General features: G+C 48.7%; 17 protein-coding genes and 3 pseudogenes. 15 read left to right on the top strand and 5 right to left on the bottom strand.

Annotated elements, in window-relative coordinates; all coding sequences use genetic code 11:
• The first annotated feature begins 3 nt into the window (after nucleotides 1-3).
• The 6 genes from DW739_RS10375 (at nucleotide 4) to DW739_RS10350 (ending at nucleotide 7109) form a co-directional block, all read left to right on the top strand.
• Nucleotides 4-270, top strand: a complete 267-nt coding sequence (locus DW739_RS10375; protein WP_003508256.1) for a DUF4315 family protein — start codon at nucleotides 4-6, stop codon at nucleotides 268-270.
• Nucleotides 260-985: a DUF4366 domain-containing protein gene (locus tag DW739_RS10370; protein WP_044942466.1), complete on the top strand. Its 726-nt coding sequence runs from the start codon at nucleotides 260-262 to the stop codon at nucleotides 983-985. Before DW739_RS10375 ends, DW739_RS10370 begins: the two co-directional genes overlap by 11 nt.
• The gene (locus DW739_RS10365; protein WP_044942468.1) at nucleotides 982-3057 is read left to right on the top strand and encodes a type IA DNA topoisomerase; all 2076 of its coding nucleotides are present in this window, start codon (nucleotides 982-984) and stop codon (nucleotides 3055-3057) included. The genes DW739_RS10370 and DW739_RS10365 overlap by 4 nt, the downstream gene beginning before the upstream one ends.
• Nucleotides 3054-3422, top strand: coding sequence for a cysteine-rich VLP domain-containing protein (locus tag DW739_RS10360; RefSeq protein WP_002584962.1), 369 nt, complete (start codon nucleotides 3054-3056; stop codon nucleotides 3420-3422). The genes DW739_RS10365 and DW739_RS10360 overlap by 4 nt, the downstream gene beginning before the upstream one ends.
• A 125-nt stretch (nucleotides 3423-3547) precedes the next feature.
• Nucleotides 3548-6895 carry a YodL domain-containing protein gene (locus DW739_RS10355; RefSeq protein ID WP_058118381.1) on the top strand — a complete coding sequence of 1116 codons (3348 nt, stop codon included), beginning with the start codon at nucleotides 3548-3550 and terminating at the stop codon, nucleotides 6893-6895.
• Between the two features lie 4 nt (nucleotides 6896-6899).
• The gene (locus DW739_RS10350) at nucleotides 6900-7109 is read left to right on the top strand and encodes a transposon-transfer assisting family protein (protein ID WP_002584960.1); all 210 of its coding nucleotides are present in this window, start codon (nucleotides 6900-6902) and stop codon (nucleotides 7107-7109) included.
• 201 nt (nucleotides 7110-7310) lie between these two features.
• Here DW739_RS10350 and DW739_RS10345 read toward each other — a convergent pair whose 3' ends face one another.
• From DW739_RS10345 to DW739_RS10335, 3 genes are all read right to left on the bottom strand, one after another.
• On the bottom strand, nucleotides 7311-8645 hold the full coding sequence (locus DW739_RS10345; protein WP_044942473.1) for a relaxase/mobilization nuclease domain-containing protein: 1335 nt from the start codon (nucleotides 8643-8645) through the stop codon (nucleotides 7311-7313).
• Entirely contained in the window at nucleotides 8606-8935 is a 330-nt protein-coding gene (gene mobC / locus DW739_RS10340; RefSeq protein ID WP_002584958.1) for a plasmid mobilization relaxosome protein MobC, read from the bottom strand. Before mobC ends, DW739_RS10345 begins: the two co-directional genes overlap by 40 nt.
• Before the next feature lie 199 nt (nucleotides 8936-9134).
• Nucleotides 9135-9491 carry a helix-turn-helix transcriptional regulator gene (locus DW739_RS10335; RefSeq protein WP_044942672.1) on the bottom strand — a complete coding sequence of 119 codons (357 nt, stop codon included), beginning with the start codon at nucleotides 9489-9491 and terminating at the stop codon, nucleotides 9135-9137.
• Between the two features lie 398 nt (nucleotides 9492-9889).
• On the opposite strand from DW739_RS10335, the gene DW739_RS10330 reads away from it, so the two are divergent.
• From DW739_RS10330 to DW739_RS10300, 6 genes are all read left to right on the top strand, one after another.
• Nucleotides 9890-10075: a cysteine-rich KTR domain-containing protein gene (locus tag DW739_RS10330; protein ID WP_003431289.1), complete on the top strand. Its 186-nt coding sequence runs from the start codon at nucleotides 9890-9892 to the stop codon at nucleotides 10073-10075.
• 16 nt (nucleotides 10076-10091) lie between these two features.
• Nucleotides 10092-11075, top strand: coding sequence for a 23S rRNA (adenine(2503)-C(2))-methyltransferase RlmN (gene rlmN, locus DW739_RS10325; protein WP_002584956.1), 984 nt, complete (start codon nucleotides 10092-10094; stop codon nucleotides 11073-11075).
• A 473-nt stretch (nucleotides 11076-11548) separates the two neighbouring features.
• On the top strand, nucleotides 11549-11986 hold the full coding sequence (locus DW739_RS10320; protein ID WP_003502131.1) for a sigma-70 family RNA polymerase sigma factor: 438 nt from the start codon (nucleotides 11549-11551) through the stop codon (nucleotides 11984-11986).
• Nucleotides 11970-12212, top strand: a complete 243-nt coding sequence (locus tag DW739_RS10315) for a helix-turn-helix domain-containing protein (RefSeq protein ID WP_002604473.1) — start codon at nucleotides 11970-11972, stop codon at nucleotides 12210-12212. Before DW739_RS10320 ends, DW739_RS10315 begins: the two co-directional genes overlap by 17 nt.
• 455 nt (nucleotides 12213-12667) lie before the next feature.
• Nucleotides 12668-12841 carry a transposon-encoded TnpW family protein gene (locus DW739_RS10305; protein WP_002604472.1) on the top strand — a complete coding sequence of 58 codons (174 nt, stop codon included), beginning with the start codon at nucleotides 12668-12670 and terminating at the stop codon, nucleotides 12839-12841.
• Nucleotides 12842-12918: 77 nt separating this feature from the next.
• The gene (locus tag DW739_RS10300) at nucleotides 12919-14592 is read left to right on the top strand and encodes a recombinase family protein (RefSeq protein ID WP_058118380.1); all 1674 of its coding nucleotides are present in this window, start codon (nucleotides 12919-12921) and stop codon (nucleotides 14590-14592) included.
• Between the two features lie 7 nt (nucleotides 14593-14599).
• Here the strand turns inward: DW739_RS10300 and DW739_RS10295 are convergent.
• Together DW739_RS10295 and rhuM are read right to left on the bottom strand one after the other, a co-directional pair.
• Nucleotides 14600-14788: pseudogene (locus DW739_RS10295) on the bottom strand (recombinase); the annotation flags it as partial.
• Between the two features lie 86 nt (nucleotides 14789-14874).
• Nucleotides 14875-15084, bottom strand: a pseudogene (gene rhuM, locus DW739_RS10290) (RhuM family protein); the annotation flags it as partial.
• 1 nt (nucleotide 15085) lies between these two features.
• Between rhuM and DW739_RS14795 the strand changes: the two are divergent.
• From DW739_RS14795 to DW739_RS10280, 3 genes and pseudogenes are all read left to right on the top strand, one after another.
• A complete protein-coding gene (locus DW739_RS14795) occupies nucleotides 15086-15304 on the top strand; it encodes a hypothetical protein (RefSeq protein ID WP_147341928.1) in 219 nt (72 codons plus the stop codon).
• Nucleotides 15305-15389: 85 nt separating this feature from the next.
• Nucleotides 15390-15662, top strand: coding sequence for a type II toxin-antitoxin system RelB/DinJ family antitoxin (locus DW739_RS10285; protein ID WP_118743009.1), 273 nt, complete (start codon nucleotides 15390-15392; stop codon nucleotides 15660-15662).
• A pseudogene (locus tag DW739_RS10280) lies at nucleotides 15659-15940 on the top strand (type II toxin-antitoxin system YafQ family toxin). Before DW739_RS10285 ends, DW739_RS10280 begins: the two are co-directional and overlap by 4 nt.
• The last annotated feature ends 4 nt before the right edge of the window (nucleotides 15941-15944 follow it).

Genomic DNA, 15944 nt, shown 5'->3' with positions numbered 1-15944 from the left:
TCTATGGCAAACACGAAACTTGACCGTATCGAACGGGATATTGAGAAAACGAGGGCGAAAATCCTTGAATACCAAAAAAGACTGAAAGACCTTGAAGCGCAGAAAATCGAGGAAGAAAATGCGCAGATCGTTCAAATGGTGAAAGCGGTACACCTTGACGGGGCGCAGCTTGCCGCGTTCCTCTCCGCTTACGCCAGCGGCGAAATTGCTTTGCCGCAGCCGGACGCAGACTATACCGACGAACAGGAGGAAACCGAAGATGAAGCATAAAAAACTGTTCCGCAGCGTTACCGCTTTGCTTGCCGCCCTTGTACTCATGGGCGGCTTTTCTGTTACCGCTTTTGCGGGCGGCGGTGACGTGAGCGACGAGCCGCCTACCCCCGTAACCGAAACCGAGCCGGAAGAAACGACGGGCGGCTATGAGCCGCAGCCTTTAACGCCGGAGGGCAACATGAGCCTTGTGGACGACATAACGGGCGAAGCGTCCGGCGATAAGCAGTTTATTACCGTCGTTACGAAAAACGGAAACTATTTTTACATCATCATTGACCGCGCCGAGGACGGAGAAAACACCGTCCATTTCCTCAATCAAGTTGATGAAAAAGACCTTTTGCAGCTTATGGAGGACGAACAGACCGAAGCCCCCGCTTGTAGCTGTACTGAAAAATGCGTTGCCGGAAGCGTCAACACCGATTGCCCCGTTTGCAGCGTCAATATGAGCGAGTGCGCGGGCAAGGAAGCCGAGCCGGAGCCGGAAGAAACCGAGCAGCCGGAGCCGGAGGAAGATAAAGGCGGCGGCATGGGCGGTGCTATTCTGCTTGTCGTGCTGCTTCTTGCCGCAGTAAGCGGCGGCGCGTTCTATTACTTTAAGATTATGAAGCCCAAAAAGGACGCGGCAAAAGGCAGCAGCAACCTTGACGATCTCGATTTTGACGAGGACGACGAGGAAGAATTAGAAACCGAGCAGGAGGACGAGGAAGTATGAAACTTGTAATTGCAGAGAAACCGAGCGTCGGGGCGGCGATTGCCGCCGTTATTGGCGCGAATGAAAAGCGCAGCGGATATTTTGAGGGCAGCGGCTACCTTGTGTCGTGGTGTATCGGGCATTTGATTAGCCTTGCAGACGCGGCAACCTACAACGAGCAGTACCGAAAATGGAAGTATGACGATCTCCCCATTGTCCCGCAGGATTGGCAGTTTACCGTTGCCAGCGGCAAGGAGCAGCAGTTTTCCGTACTCAAAGACCTTATGCAGCGCAGCGACGTTTCCGAGATTGTCAATGCGTGCGACAGCGGGCGCGAGGGAGAACTCATTTTTCGATTTGTCTACGAACAGGTAAATTGCCAAAAGCCCTTTTCCCGCCTTTGGATTAGCAGCATGGAAGAAAGCGCAATCCGCGAGGGCTTTTCAAACCTCAAAGACGGGCGCAGCTATGACAACCTCTATCAATCCGCGCTTTGCAGAGCAAAGGCAGATTGGCTTGTCGGGATTAACGCGACCCGCCTTTTCTCTATCCTCTATCACAAAACGCTGAATGTCGGCAGAGTGCAGACGCCCACCCTTACCATGCTGGTAAACCGCGACTATGCGATCAGCAGCTTTAAGAAAGAAAAATATCATGTTGTCCGTCTGGACGCGGGCGGTGTTTCGGCTTTGTCCGAAAGGCTGAACGAAGAAGCGGCGGCGCAGCAGATGAAAGCGGCTTGCGAGAAATCGCAAGCCGTTTGTACTTCCCTCAAAAAAGAGAAAAAGACCGTTGCACCGCCGAAGCTGTTTGACCTTACCGCGTTGCAGCGCGAAGCCAACCGCCTGTACGGGTTTACGGCGAAACAGACCCTTGATTATGCGCAAGCCCTCTACGAAAAGCGGCTTTTGACCTATCCCCGCACCGACAGCAAATATATCACTTCCGATATGCAGCGCAGCACAAAGGAACTCATTACCGGGCTTTGTTCGCTGCTTCCCTTTATGCGGGACGTGAAGCTGCAAGCAGACCTTACAAGGGTTTGCGACAACAGCAAAGTAACCGACCACCACGCTATTTTGCCGACAGCCGAGTTTTTGAAAACGGGCTTTTCTTCCCTTACCGACAGCGAAACAAAACTTATGACCCTTGTATGCGCGAAGCTGCTTTGCGCCGCAGCCGCGCCCTATGAATATGAAGCGGTTACGGCGGTTATCTCTTGCGGCGGTTATACCTTTACCGCAAAGGGAAAGACGACGCTTTGCGAGGGGTGGCGTGAGATTGAAAAGCTGTCCCGCGCCGCGTCCGAGGAACAGGACGAGGACGCAGAGCCGGAAACCGTTTTGCCGCCGCTTGCCGAGGGGCAGACCTTTGACAATCCGGCAGCGGAGATCTCCGAGCGTTACACGCAGCCCCCAAAGGCATTTACCGAAGATACGCTTCTGTCCGCTATGGAGAACGCGGGCAAGGAAGAAACGCCGGAGGACGCAGAGCGCAAAGGGTTAGGCACTACCGCAACGCGGGCGGGTATCATTGAAAAACTCATTAGCGCGGGCTTTGCCGAGCGCAAGGGCAAAAAGCTAATCCCCACAAAGGACGGGTATAACCTTGCCGCTATCCTGCCCGAAGTCCTTACGTCCCCGCAGCTTACGGCAGAATGGGAAACCCGCCTTACCGGGATTGCCAAAGGCAGCGACAGCCCGGACGATTTCATGCGCAGCATTGAGGAAATGACAGCGGGGCTTGTCAAGACCTATTCCGCGATTTCCGAGGATAAAGCGAAGCTGTTTACCCCGCAGCGGGAAGCAATCGGCACTTGCCCCCGTTGCGGCGCGGCGGTTTACGAGGGCAAGAAAAACTTTTACTGCTCCGACAGGGCTTGCAGCTTTGTGATGTGGAAGAATGACCGCTTTTTTGAGCAGCGCAAAAAGGCTTTCACAAAGGCGATTGCCGCCGCCCTTTTGAAAGACGGAAAGGTAAAAATCAAAGGTATGTACTCGACCAAGACGGGAAAGACCTTTGACGGAGTTGTGCTGCTTGCCGACACAGGCGGCAAGTATGTAAACTTCCGCGTCGAGCAGAACCGAAAATGATAAGGCTTGATGAAAAGCAATACCGCGCCGTAAAGAAAATGACCCGCGCCGCTTGTGCAAACAACGATTGCGGGAATTGTCTGCTGCTGGACGACGGGGAAACTTGCGTTTGTGTGCAGAGTATCAGCTATTCGCTGCTATGCCGCTATTTCCGCGAAGCGGTATTACCCGCCGACAGGCAGCTTTGCGAACAGATCACCCGCAGCGGGGAAACCGATTTGAAGCGTTGCGCGGTATGCGGCAGCACGTTTGCGGCGGGCAGCAACCGGGCGAAATACTGCCCCGATTGCGCGGCAAAGATACGCCGCAGACAGAAAGCCCAAAGCGAGAGAAACAGGCGTTTACGGATAAAAACAACTACATAGCAAGCACAGCAAACGAGTACCCGTTTGCGAGAAATGCCCGCGCTTCCCATAGAGAGCGCGGGCATTTTGCTTGTTGGGATAGTCCCAAACCCTTATATGACCGAGAAAGGACGTGATGAAAGAATATGCCGTATTCCTCATACGACCATGACAAATTGGAAACCGCCGAAACCATGCGGATAGAACGCCGGATATATTTTGAAGCAAAGGACAGGGAGATTGCCCCTTATGCTTCCTTGCCGATTGCGCAGCTACTTTCCATGCGCAGCGAAAGCGCGGCGGCAGAACAGGCGATTTTTGACGACCTTAAAGAACGCGCCGCCGCATGGGAAGAACAGGCGGGAAGAACGCTTTTGCTGGATAAAACACTTGAATATGTGAGAACGCCGCACGTCCAGCACACCGCTAACGAGTGGCAGACCACCGAGCATAACCGCCATATTCGCAGCAACCGGGTATATCAGATGAATTACTACATTTACGAGAATACCCGCTACGACAAAGAAGCGCAGAAATCTATCCCGTATTCATGGACGCTTACATGGAGCGTGCGCACCAACAGCCCAAGCAGAACCCAAGCGAAGATTGCCGGACAAGATAGAAAGGTTTTCACCGACAAGGCAGCTATGGAAAAGTATCTGAATGGGCGTATCAAAGCGTATGACCGTCTGTTTACGGAAATCTCCCCGCCTATCCCGCAGGAGTACGCCGACTATTTCAAAGTAAACGGTATGCTCATGCCGGACTACACCATAGAGGGCGAAGAACCCCCGCAGCAGCAACAGGCGGCAGCTATCCCCGAAAATACCGGGCAGGAAAAGGAGCGTGAACACATGAGCGAACAGTTTTCTATTATGATAGGCAACCGCAGCCGCTTTGACGCGGGCGACCCCGGCGGCTATTGGCTGGATATGCCCGCCACAAAGGAGCAGTTGCACGAAGCTATGCGGAACGTCGGCATTACCGCCGACAACCCGCAGGATTTTTCCATTCGCGGCTATTCCGACGACCCGGAGAAACATATTGCCTTGCCTTATGAAATGGTATGCGCCGCCGACGTGGACGAACTCAATTTTCTTGCGGCGCGGCTCGAACAGCTTGACCCCGCCGAGGTTGGCAAGCTGAACGCAGCCTTGCAGCAGAAAAACGGGCTTGCAAATATTGGACAGGTAATTGACTTCACCTACAACGTGGATTTCTACGTCCATATCCCCGAAGTACATAACTACCACGATTTGGGCGACTATTACTTAAATCAATCCGGCATGGTACAAATGCCCGAAGAATGGAAAGGCGGCATTGACCTTTCTACTTTTGGCAGGAACGCTGCCGCGCAGGAAAAAGGCGCGTTTACCGAGTACGGCTATATCGTGGAAAGCGGCGACGAGTGGGAACGGCAGTTTGAGGGGCGCGAAGTGCCGGAAGAATACCGCATTATGAGTTACCCGCAGCCGGAGCGCGGCGAACAGGACAAAGCCTATATGGACGCAGCCGAAACGCAGCAAGCAGACGCACAGGCCGCAGAGCCGCAGCAGCCCCGCCCCGTCGTCCCCATTATCCTTACTTCCGAAAAGCCCGCCGAAAAGGTAAAGGAGATCACCGCGCGTTTGGAACAGGGCGTACAGGCGATTTTTGACAGCGACCGCTACAAAGAGTTTCTTACTGCCATGTCGAAGTTTCACGATTACAGCTTGAATAACACTATCCTAATTGCCATGCAGGGCGGCAATTTGGTAAAGGGCTATTCACAATGGCAGAAAGAGTTTGACCGCCATGTAAAGAAAGGCGAGAAAGGCATTAAAATCTTTGCCCCCGCGCCCTACAAGGTGAAAAAGCTGGTTGATAAAATCGACCCCGAAACGAGAAAGCCCATGCTTGACCGCGAGGGAAAAGTGGTAAAGGAAGAAAAGGAAATCACCGTCCCCGCCTTTAAGGTTATAACCGTCTTTGATATTTCGCAGACCGAGGGCAAGGAGTTTCCCGACCTTTCCGTTAAACCGCTGCTTGCCGATGTGGAGCAGTACGAGGATTTTTTCGCCGCCCTTGAAAAAGCGTCCCCCGTCCCGATTGCATTTGAGCAGATCACAAACGGCGCAAATGGGTATTTCAGTTTGACCGACAAGCGTATTGCAATCAAAGAGGGCGTGAGTGAATTACAGGCGGTAAAGACCGCCATTCACGAAATCGCCCATGCGAAGCTGCACGACGTAGACTTAAACGCCCCGCCGGAGCAGCAAAACCGCGTTGACCGCCATACCTGCGAGGTAGAAGCGGAAAGCGTCGCTTATACGGTTTGCCAGCATTTCGGCCTTGATACTTCCGATTACTCTTTCGGCTATGTGGCTGGTTGGAGCAGCGGCAAGGAAATGACCGAGTTAAAAGCGTCCCTTGAAACAATACAGACCACCGCAAAGGAACTCATTACCGAGATTGAGGGGCATTTTACCGAGTTGCAGCAGCAGCGGCAAGCCGAGCAGGAGCAGGGCGATACCTTTTCCATTTATCAGTTAAAGCGCGGGGACGAAACAAGGGACTTGCGCTTTGAGCCTTATGACCGTCTGCAAGCGGCTGGACTTACCATTGACCGGGTAAATTATGAACTCGTCTATACTGCACCGCTTACAAAGGATATGACGCTGGGCGACATTTGGGAAAGGTTTAATATCGACCACCCCGCCGATTTCAAGGGGCATAGCCTTTCCGTTTCCGACATTGTTGTGCTTCATCAGAACGACGAGGACACCGCCCACTATGTAGACAGTATCGGTTTTCAGCAAGTGCCGGAGTTTTTGCAGGAGCAGCAGACCCCCGTATTTGACAAGCTGCCGCCCGAACAGCAGCAAGCCTTGTCCGACACCGTACAAGACACTTTGCAAATGCTGGTTGACGCAGACAAGCGGATTTATGGCGACGTTACGGGCAAGACCCTTGAAGCAATCGCGGCGCAAGGATATTCCTACAAGGACGGGCAGCTTGAAAAGCAGCAGCCGGAAGCGACCCCCGACAGCCTTTTGACGGGTGAAACCGTCAGAACGCCGAGGGGCAATTTTCATATTACCGATATGAGCCGTGAACAGATCGAAGCGGCGGGATTTGGTTTTCACCATGCGTCGGAGGACGGGAAGTATCTCATTATGGGGAATGGCACACAGGCTTATGCCATAGCCGCCGAGCAGCCGCAGCGGGATAATCCCTTAAAGCACGTCGAGGACACCATAGAGCAGAACGACAACAATTTTGACGGGCTTATCAACAATACGCCGCAAACGCCCACCGTTGCAGATTTTGAGCAGCGGGCAAAGGCGGGGGAAGCGATTTCCGTTACCGACCTTGCAAAAGCGGTAAAAGCCGAGAAACGGGAACAGCCGCAGAAAAAACCGTCCATTTTGAAGAAGCTGGACGAATACAAGAAACAGGCGGCGCAGCAGCCGAAAGATAAACAGAAAGAGCATAAAAAGGATTTGGAGGTTTGATAGCATGAATACCCGCTTTACCATTGAGGAAGAAAACATTGTTGCGATCTACGCCGAGGACAGCCGGGAAACAACGCTTGAAAATATCCTTGCCGCCATGCCCTACATGGACGAGGATATGCGCCAGCTTGCCGCCGCAGCGGTGAACAAGCTGCAAGCCATGACGGACAGCGAGTTTTCCGAAAGGGAGTTTATCTTGACCGACGAGGAATAGCCCATAGAAAACAGGGGCGCGGTTGCCGATTTCCGGCACCGCGCCCCTGTTCTTTTTTTGTCCTTGCGTGGACAATTAGAAAGCCGTTTTTGCGGGTTTGAATATACTTTATCGTCTATGCTGTTTCCCCGCGCTGGAAGCCGCAGAAACACAGGCGTTTTCAGCCCTTAACGTTCCACTTGCCACCCCATGTTTTGCGCCTTATCGCTCCTGCTCCCGCGCCCTGCTTTGGGACGGGTAAAGAATACTATCGACGTTCTTTTTGACAATGCCGTATTCTTGCATTTGCTTTTTCGCTTGGCGGTAATCCTCATACAATTTGCTTTTTCTGTCGTTTAAGCTGCTATACTCCTTGCGCAGCGCGGCGAGATCGGGCAGCTTCTTTATCTGCATTTCCTTTAATGCCCTTGCCGCAGCTTCAAACAGGATAATTTCGCTTTCATGCCCCCGCAGATACTTTTCCTTGTCCCGCGACTTCTTGTATTCCTCGTAAATCGGTTTTAATTGTCGGTATGTGGTCGTGTGCTTGATAAGCAGCGACAAATCAGACATACGCTGCTCTACGTCCTTAACCGCCCTTGCCGCCGCGTCATGGGCGGTCATAATATCGGCTATCTTGCTTTCAAGTTCGCTATAATACTCAATCTTGTTTTCGGTTAGGAAGTTCATGCTTTTAGCAGCCTGTTTCAGATTATGGATTTTTGCCCACCGTTCATAGCCCGCCGACTGTTGGGCTTTGATACTGTTTTCAAGATCGACGACAAGCCGGATTTTCTTATCTTCCCGCAGCGTTTTTGTTTTGGCAACATACACGCCCTTGATACGCTCCTTTATCGCTTCTTCCGTATAGGCCGCGCCGAGCGTCTTTGTGCGGGTAAACCGTTCCTGTCCGGCAGCGCGAAAGGAAATGTATTTGCCCTGTTTGATTTCATACCCCATTTCCTGCAAGCGGCGCAGCAGTTCGTCAAAATCTTTCACTTGGGGAATGAGAGTATCTATCGCCGTTTTCAGCTTTGCTTTGTAGCTTGTCCCTTGCTTTTCGGCGGTGTATTCTGCATAGCTTTTTCCCTTGTCCTGTCCCGGTACGACGACGGATAGCCCATGCTCTTTACATATCCTGTCGCTGGTGCGCCGGATAAAGTGATAGCTTTGCTTGTTGGAATGGTACTTTTTGTAGTCAACGAAGCTAACCGCGTTGAAAATCAAGTGATTATGCAGATGGTCTTTATCGACGTGAGTTGTCAAAACAAACTCATACTTGCCGCCTAATACCGCCCCGGCAAGTTCCATGCCGATTTTGTGCGCTTCTTCCGGTGTGGTTTCTCCCACCGCAAAGGATTGTATCAAGTGCCGCCCTAAATGTGTGCCGCGATCTCCGGCAGCTTCCCGCGTCCATGCAAACTCAATATCGGCGGTTTCCAGCCCGCAGCCGAAAGAGGACGCAAGCAGCTTCCCGTCTGTCTTTTCGGGATTTAAGATATAGTCTATCGCAGCCTTTAAGGTTGATTTAATAGGGTGCGTCTTTGTAACCGCCATATCTCGTCCACCGCCTTTTTAATGTCCTCTATATCCTGCCTGTAAACCGTCCCCGTCGCATTGGCGCGTTTTGCAATCTGGTTGATGTTCCGGCTCACCGCTTGCAGTTCCCGGATATATGCTTTTGTGTCGCTTCGGTCAACGACAAGAATATACCCGTCTATCGCCATTTTACGGAAGTATGCCCCATACTGCTTTATGGGAAGCTGCTTCATCTTCTCGTCGATCAGCCGCTTTTCTTCTTCCGTAACGTAAAACTTCATCTGTATATTTCTCTTTCGGTTTTCCATTTCCGCACCGCCTTTCGGTATAAGGGTTTGGGATTATCCCAACAAGCACTTTTCGCAAACGGGTACTCGTTTGCTGTGCTTGCTATCTACTCCTTATCCCGTTTCAAAGGCAGCGTTTGTTGCACTCTCTTTCTAATTTGGCGCAAAAAAAGATTGCAGCCCCTATGCGCTGCAATCTCCTGCTTCCCATATTGTGAGGTTAGTCCTCTGCTTGTTCGACTTCTGTTATCTCCCTTGCCGTTGCGGTTACAATCCGTATGCCTTTATCGCTCATACCGTCCAGCAGCGCGTCAAGCTGCCGCCGCCCGGTGGATTTCTCCGCATTGCTGTTCGGGAAGAAAAATTGATCTACCGAAATATGATACCGGGTTACAAGGTCATAGAATACCTGTAAACTCGGCTGTTGTCCCTTGTTCTCGATATTCGCAAGGTAGCGCGGGGAAATATATAACTCGTCGCTTACCTTTTTGCGGCTCTCGCCGTATTCATTTCTCGCGGCTTTTATAGCTGCCCCGAAAGCCTTAAAGTCGTACAATGGTACGGGTCTTTTTGCCATTTTCATTCACCCTGTTACATTTTACAGTTCACCTTTCTTTTTGGATATGTCCACACAATTCATATCATTAGGTTAAATACTTCCTGTTGTGTATTGACAGTAGACTGATTTTCTGATAAAATAAAATTTATGTAAAAGGAGGCGGCGTTTATGTTGCATAGCATGCGTATTAGATAAGCATTGAAAAAAAGGATTTTCCCATTTTCAACATGGGCTTTTTTGTCATGCTTATTTTGCGGATGCTATACAAAAAACTAACGACGTATAGATATAGTATAGACATAGTGCAAGCTATGCCTTAGTTTTGTTGTACTGCTCTGTGCATTATAAATGCAGGTCAATGCTCATGTTGAGGATTGACCTGCATTTTTTTGTGTAAAAAGGACGAGTGAAATATAATGCTTAAAAAATATTGGATAAAATGTCCGATTTGTAACGGAAAGACGAGAGTTCAAGTATTTCATAATACTGTATTAAAAGATTTTCCTCTTTTCTGCCCTAAATGCAAATTGACGCATATCATTGATGTAGAAAAATTAGAGATTGTAATCAAAAATACAGAAAAACAAACTTTTATTATTTAGAAGAAAGGATATAAAAATGAAACGTTTACCTAAATATACGCCTGCGGAAGTACGGAATGATCCATACGGATTTACTTACAAAGAAATGTCGGAAGTTATTGGCGAGAATGAAGCAAAAGCCTTATATGAAGAATTATATAAGCAATTACCACGCAAAAAAAATCTATCAATGTTGGTAAAAAATATTTGCAAAAGCAGTGATACTGAAAAGTATGTTTACGAACTGAAAGACAACAAATACATTGAAACGGTTTTTATCAAGCGGCGAGATGGTGGAACTGTTTGCGTGAGCACACAAGTCGGTTGTCCTGTTGGTTGTATTTTTTGTGAGTCCGGGCGAAATGGCTTTGTTCGTAATCTAACATCGTCAGAAATCGTACAACAGATTATATTGTTGCGTCGAAAAGTAAACCGTATCGTTTTTATGGGTATGGGAGAGCCTTTATTCAATTATGACAACTTGATAAAAGCAATCCATATTCTCCGAGATAGATATGGGCTCAACTTTCCAACCGACGGCATTACCATATCAACAGTTGGTCCGGTCGATCAATTAAAAAAATTGCGCGAGGAACATCTTAAAATTCAGTTGACAATATCTTTACACGCAGCAACACAATCTGCAAGAAATCGTATTATTCCTCACATGCGCATATATGCTATTGAAGATGTTGTTAAGCAAGCCTTATCCTATTCTGAAAGGCATAATCGCAAAATTGTCTTTGCGTATTTGCTTTTACCGGGTATAAATGACCGGCCCTCAGATGTAAGACAACTTGCAAAATGGTTTCGGGGCAAAAAAGTTATGATTAACGTGTTACAATACAACCCAACAAGCAATTCAAGAATTAAAGCACCACAGAAACGGGAAATAGTTGCATTCAAACATCAATTAGAGCAAGCAGGACTTGAAGTTACTATGAGAGTTTCTCATGGCAGAGAGATTAACGCGGCTTGTGGACAGTTAGCTAACACATATAATAAATTCAAAAAAAAATGATTAAAAGTGCCAGACGCATAGACGCAGAGCCGATAACGCATTAGGTCAAAAAACCTATGTGTTATCGGCTTTTTTATTTAATATTGCGCAAAAGCCGCTGTTCCCTATTATAGAATGGATTGCGGGTAGTGTATTAAAGTCGCCCTTTTTTAAGGATACGGCGGTATCGGGGAGGTATCGCCGTGTCCATTTTTATTTACTGTAACCCGCCTAATGCTTTGCGGTCAAAAAAAGCTATGCTCCGCAAGCGGGATATTCCGGCTATGAGTATGAACTGTCAATACATCTAAATACTTCTTACATTTCCTTTGCGCTCGTCCGCGTCTTGCGGACGGGCGCATTTTGCTTTTTTCAACTTTTTTCTGAAAAACGCACTCAAGAGCCATCTCCCGAACGGGTACGGAGCGAAAGGGGCAGAGAGGACAAGCCCTTAACTCCCGTCCTCTACTCCACGCGGGAAGGAGGTGAACTCTATGGAGCTATCTTCTTCCGACAAGGAAAGAATACAACATCAGTACGACGCATTAGCAAAGAAAACTTTGGTTGGCGAAGCGAAAAGCCACCGCCGCACTCTTGCGAAACGCGCAGCACGCGAAGTACCTTTTTCGGATTTGAGCGAAAGCGAACTCGCGCAGCTTTTCACAACGGACGAATACAAAAGCGATTATTTCCGTTTTCAAGTGTCCGGCTTTGATGTACTCGTCAAAAATGAACTGCTTGCCGAAGCCCTTAACGCTTTGCCCGAAAGGAAACGCGACATTATCCTTTTGTCCTACTTCTTGGACATGAGCGACGCGGAAATTGCTGAACTGCTGAATGTTGTACGCACGACGGTTTTCCGGCACAGGAAATCCGCGCTTGCGAAAATCAAACAGTATTTGGAGGGAAAAGCAGATGATGAATACCGTTAGGAAATCTGAAAATCTGTTGCCGTTCCCTGTCATTTCCGCAGCGGCAAACGGCGACACAACCGCCATGTGCGCGATCTTGAAGCATTACGAGGGTTACATAGCGAAACTTTGTACCCGCACGCTGAAAGACGACGCGGGCAATACCTATTCCTATGTGGACGAGGAAATGCGTAACAGGCTGCAAGTGCGCCTTATTACCCGCACCCTTGCTTTTCATGTAGGATAATCTTTTAGCCCATGCGGGGAGCGTGTCCCCTTTCCACGCTTCCCGTTATGGGCTATTTGTCGTTCCGTAACAGCACATCGGAAACGGTGTACTGTTACAGGCCGACAAAGCCTATTGTTCCTTGACAAAGAAAGCGGCCTTTGGTGCGCAGCATAACAGGCAACGGGTACATTCCGTCTGTACCGAGCCGGGCGGCGGGTACGCCATGACCGCTTTTCCCCGTTGGGGAAAAGTCGAGCGAGAACTACCGCGCCGTAAAACAAGTTTAGCAGCTTGTGGGCGACGACATACAAGGCGGCACAATGATACTCCCGCGTTGAACACCCTCAAAGTATTGCGCGGCGCACCCATAAGCATGGGCCGGGGTGAAACTCCCGTGAGGTTGCAGCTAACAACCGCCCGTTTTGCCTTTTGACGAATATAGTTTATCCATACAGGAAAAGGAGGTTTTTCTAATGGATAAAAAACAGACAATTACAACCGAACGCAAAATAGGGAAAATCACCTATCTTGTTCAAGCGTTGCCGAGTGAAAAGGCAACCGATACAATCCATAAAAAGATTGAAAAACTCATTGTAAAGGATTTGCAGAAAAAGCCCGGAAATCCGGGCTTTTTAGCGTCCGAGTAGTGCATTAGGCGGCGGGATATGGTATAATGATAGCAACACATTATACCTGTTTATTCGGCTGTCGGAAAGGAGGACTAATGTTACAGTCGAATAAAATCACCGCCCTTTACTGCCGTTTAAGTCAAGAGGATATGCAGGCCGGAGAAAGCGGAAGCATACAGCACCAAAAAATGATACTTCAACGCTATGCGGACGAACACCATTTTTTGAACACAAAGTTTTTTGTGGACGACGGATTTTCCGGCGTGAGTTTTGAGCGCGAGGGGCTGCAAGCGATGTTGCAGGAAGTGGAAGCCGGACGAGTGGCGACGGTTATTACCAAAGACCTCTCCCGTCTTGGCAGAAACTATCTGAAAACGGGCGAACTCATAGAGATTGTATTTCCCGAAAACGGAGTGCGCTATATCGCGATTAACGACGGAGTTGACACAGCGCGGGAGGATAACGAGTTTACCCCCTTGCGGAACTGGTTTAACGAGTTTTACGCCCGCGATACAAGCAAGAAAATCCGTGCAGTTAAACAGGCACAGGCGCAAAAAGGCGAGCGTGTCAACGGGGAATATCCATACGGCTATATCCCAGACCCGAACAACCGCCACCACCTTATACCCGACCCGGAAACCGCGCCGATTGTCAAACAGGTTTTCGCTATGTTTGTTAGCGGCGTGCGTATGTGCGAAATCCAAAAATGGCTTGCGGAAAACAAAGTCTTGACGATTGGAGCGTTGCGCTATCAGCGCACAGGACAGGCGCGGTATCAGCGGGCAATGATCGCCCCCTATACTTGGCCGGACAAAACGCTCTATGACATATTAGCAAGGCAGGAATATTTAGGGCATACCATAACCGCGAAAACTCACAAGGTATCCTACAAGTCGAAAAAGACCCGGAAGAACGAAGAAGAACAACGCTATTTCTTCCCAAACACCCATGAGCCGCTTGTTGACGAGGAAACCTTTGAACTTGCGCAAAAGCGGATTGCTACCCGCCACCGCCCGACAAAAGCAGCGGAGATTGATATTTTTTCCGGCTTGCTGTTTTGCGCTGGTTGCGGACATAAGATGTATTACCAACAGGGCGTAAATATCGAGCCGCGCAAGTTTTCCTATTCTTGCGGCGCATGGCGCAACAGGGCAAGGACAGGCAGCGAGTGTACCTCTCATTATATCCGCAAAAACGTACTTCTTGATTTAGTGCTGGAAGATATGCGGCGGATTTTGCGGTATGTTAAGGAACACGAACAGGACTTTATCTGTAAAGCTACCGAGTACGGCGACATGGAAGCGAGAAAGGCATTAGCGCAGCAGCAAAAGGAACTTTCCAAAGCACAGGCGCGTATGACCGAACTTGACACGCTTTTCCGCAAGCTGTATGAGGACAACGCATTAGGCAGACTGACAGATGAACGGTTTGTGTTTCTAACTTCCGGCTATGAGGACGAAAAGAAATCCCTTGCCGCAAGGATAGACGAGTTACAACAGCAGATCGCAACCGTTACCGAGCGAAAAAGGGATATATCAAGGTTTATTCAGATTGTCGGGAAATACAGCGACATACAGGAATTGACCTATGAAAACGTCCATGAGTTTATCGACCGTATCTTGATACACGAATTGGATCGGGAAACCAACACCCGGAAAATCGAAATCCATTACAGCTTTGTCGGACAGGTTGATACCGAGCAGGAGCCGACGCAAGTTGTCAACCATGACCGCCGTAACATGGTTGATGTAAAAAGTATCGCTATCTAACCTCAGCAAAGGTCGCTCCACTCCAACCATCATCGGTAAAATGAACAAGATTCGTAAAACCATGTTTCATAGCATAATCTTCAAGCATTTGCTTTTGATGAACTATACTGTTACTCTCTCCAGCATTATCATCATCACGAGACAGTCTTTCATACAAAGCAGTAATGCCATTGCTTTTATCTTTTTTTCTTCTCATGCTGAACTCCTTTCTTCAATTCCTATCCACTCCTTACGCTCACAAAATATCACATCAGTGTATAGGATAGGAGGAATGGAACATGGAATACGCTCTAACTGCTCGTCGAAATACTTCTCTGTCAGATACGTTCCTCGTTTCAGCCGTTCATCATCCATCACCCAGCCTTTTATGGTGTAGTCCTTGGCGATCTGGTTTACCCATTTACGAAACTGTACGGCACGCTCGGAATTGACCTTGAAGCCTACGGCAATGATCATTTGAAGGTTATAGTGTTTGGTATCGCGTGTGACCTGAATGTCCAGACGGATATGGAGTCTAAAAAAACTTCACGCAACTGACCGCCCGATGACCACACCATTGTTTCTGCTTCGCTGCGTACAGCTCGGCATCTCCATCCGGGATCTTGACTTACTCACAATCGGAATGGTGAACGACATGTACGCGGAAAGCAGCAATGATGAGTACAAAGCCTATTCGCAGATTGCTACGCAGAAGGACTTCGATGCATTTTAACAGAAAATTCACAGCTTGTATAATGACATTGTGTTGACATCACCCGAATTTCTGCATATACTATACTTGAATGGAGGTGTTCTGTATGGCAACAACTAATTTAAATATTCGTACAGACAAGGCAATCAAGGATCAGGCGGAGGAAATCTTCAATGAGCTTGGTCTGAATATGACAACTGCTGTAAATATATTCCTGAGAACCGCTATCCGTGAGCATGGTATTCCTTTTGAATTAAAACTGGAAGTACCGAATGATACCACAGCCGCTGCTATTGAGGACGGCAGAAAAATGATGAAGGATCCTTCTACTCCGCATTATTCCAGTATGGATGCGCTTAAGGCAGCTCTCGATGTATGAAATACGACATTTAGTTTACCAATCAGTTTAAAAAGGATTTGAAGCTTGCCAAAAAGCAAAATAAAAATCTTGATAAGCTGTTTGAGGTAATCGATATTCTGGCGAATGGCGGTATGCTGGAAGCAAAATACAGAGATCATGATCTTACAGGCAACTATAAAGGCACGCGTGAATGTCACATCGAACCAGACCGGCTGCTTATTTATGAGATTCGTGGAGAAGTTCTTCTTTTGATGCTTTATCGCCTTGGTTCACATTCTGAGCTGTTTAAGAAATAATCCC

This window comes from Clostridium sp. AM28-20LB, from assembly GCF_003480665.1.
In the GTDB taxonomy this organism is placed as follows: domain Bacteria; phylum Bacillota; class Clostridia; order Lachnospirales; family Lachnospiraceae; genus Otoolea; species Otoolea fessa.
The sequence above is the reverse complement of the archived record's forward strand: the minus strand, read 5'-3'. Positions and strand labels throughout refer to the sequence as shown.

Bases quoted from the DNA above. Each gene is read 5' to 3' on its own strand.
- DW739_RS10375 (WP_003508256.1), top strand. From the start codon at position 4: ATGGCAAACACGAAACTTGACCGTATCGAACGGGATATTGAGAAAACG.
- DW739_RS10370 (WP_044942466.1), top strand. From the start codon at position 260: ATGAAGCATAAAAAACTGTTCCGCAGCGTTACCGCTTTGCTTGCCGCC.
- DW739_RS10365 (WP_044942468.1), top strand. From the start codon at position 982: ATGAAACTTGTAATTGCAGAGAAACCGAGCGTCGGGGCGGCGATTGCC.
- DW739_RS10360 (WP_002584962.1), top strand. From the start codon at position 3,054: ATGATAAGGCTTGATGAAAAGCAATACCGCGCCGTAAAGAAAATGACC.
- DW739_RS10355 (WP_058118381.1), top strand. From the start codon at position 3,548: ATGCCGTATTCCTCATACGACCATGACAAATTGGAAACCGCCGAAACC.
- DW739_RS10350 (WP_002584960.1), top strand. From the start codon at position 6,900: ATGAATACCCGCTTTACCATTGAGGAAGAAAACATTGTTGCGATCTAC.
- DW739_RS10345 (WP_044942473.1), bottom strand. From the start codon at position 8,645: ATGGCGGTTACAAAGACGCACCCTATTAAATCAACCTTAAAGGCTGCG.
- mobC (WP_002584958.1), bottom strand. From the start codon at position 8,935: ATGGAAAACCGAAAGAGAAATATACAGATGAAGTTTTACGTTACGGAA.
- DW739_RS10335 (WP_044942672.1), bottom strand. From the start codon at position 9,491: ATGGCAAAAAGACCCGTACCATTGTACGACTTTAAGGCTTTCGGGGCA.
- DW739_RS10330 (WP_003431289.1), top strand. From the start codon at position 9,890: ATGCTTAAAAAATATTGGATAAAATGTCCGATTTGTAACGGAAAGACG.
- rlmN (WP_002584956.1), top strand. From the start codon at position 10,092: ATGAAACGTTTACCTAAATATACGCCTGCGGAAGTACGGAATGATCCA.
- DW739_RS10320 (WP_003502131.1), top strand. From the start codon at position 11,549: ATGGAGCTATCTTCTTCCGACAAGGAAAGAATACAACATCAGTACGAC.
- DW739_RS10315 (WP_002604473.1), top strand. From the start codon at position 11,970: ATGATGAATACCGTTAGGAAATCTGAAAATCTGTTGCCGTTCCCTGTC.
- DW739_RS10305 (WP_002604472.1), top strand. From the start codon at position 12,668: ATGGATAAAAAACAGACAATTACAACCGAACGCAAAATAGGGAAAATC.
- DW739_RS10300 (WP_058118380.1), top strand. From the start codon at position 12,919: ATGTTACAGTCGAATAAAATCACCGCCCTTTACTGCCGTTTAAGTCAA.
- DW739_RS14795 (WP_147341928.1), top strand. From the start codon at position 15,086: ATGTCCAGACGGATATGGAGTCTAAAAAAACTTCACGCAACTGACCGC.
- DW739_RS10285 (WP_118743009.1), top strand. From the start codon at position 15,390: ATGGCAACAACTAATTTAAATATTCGTACAGACAAGGCAATCAAGGAT.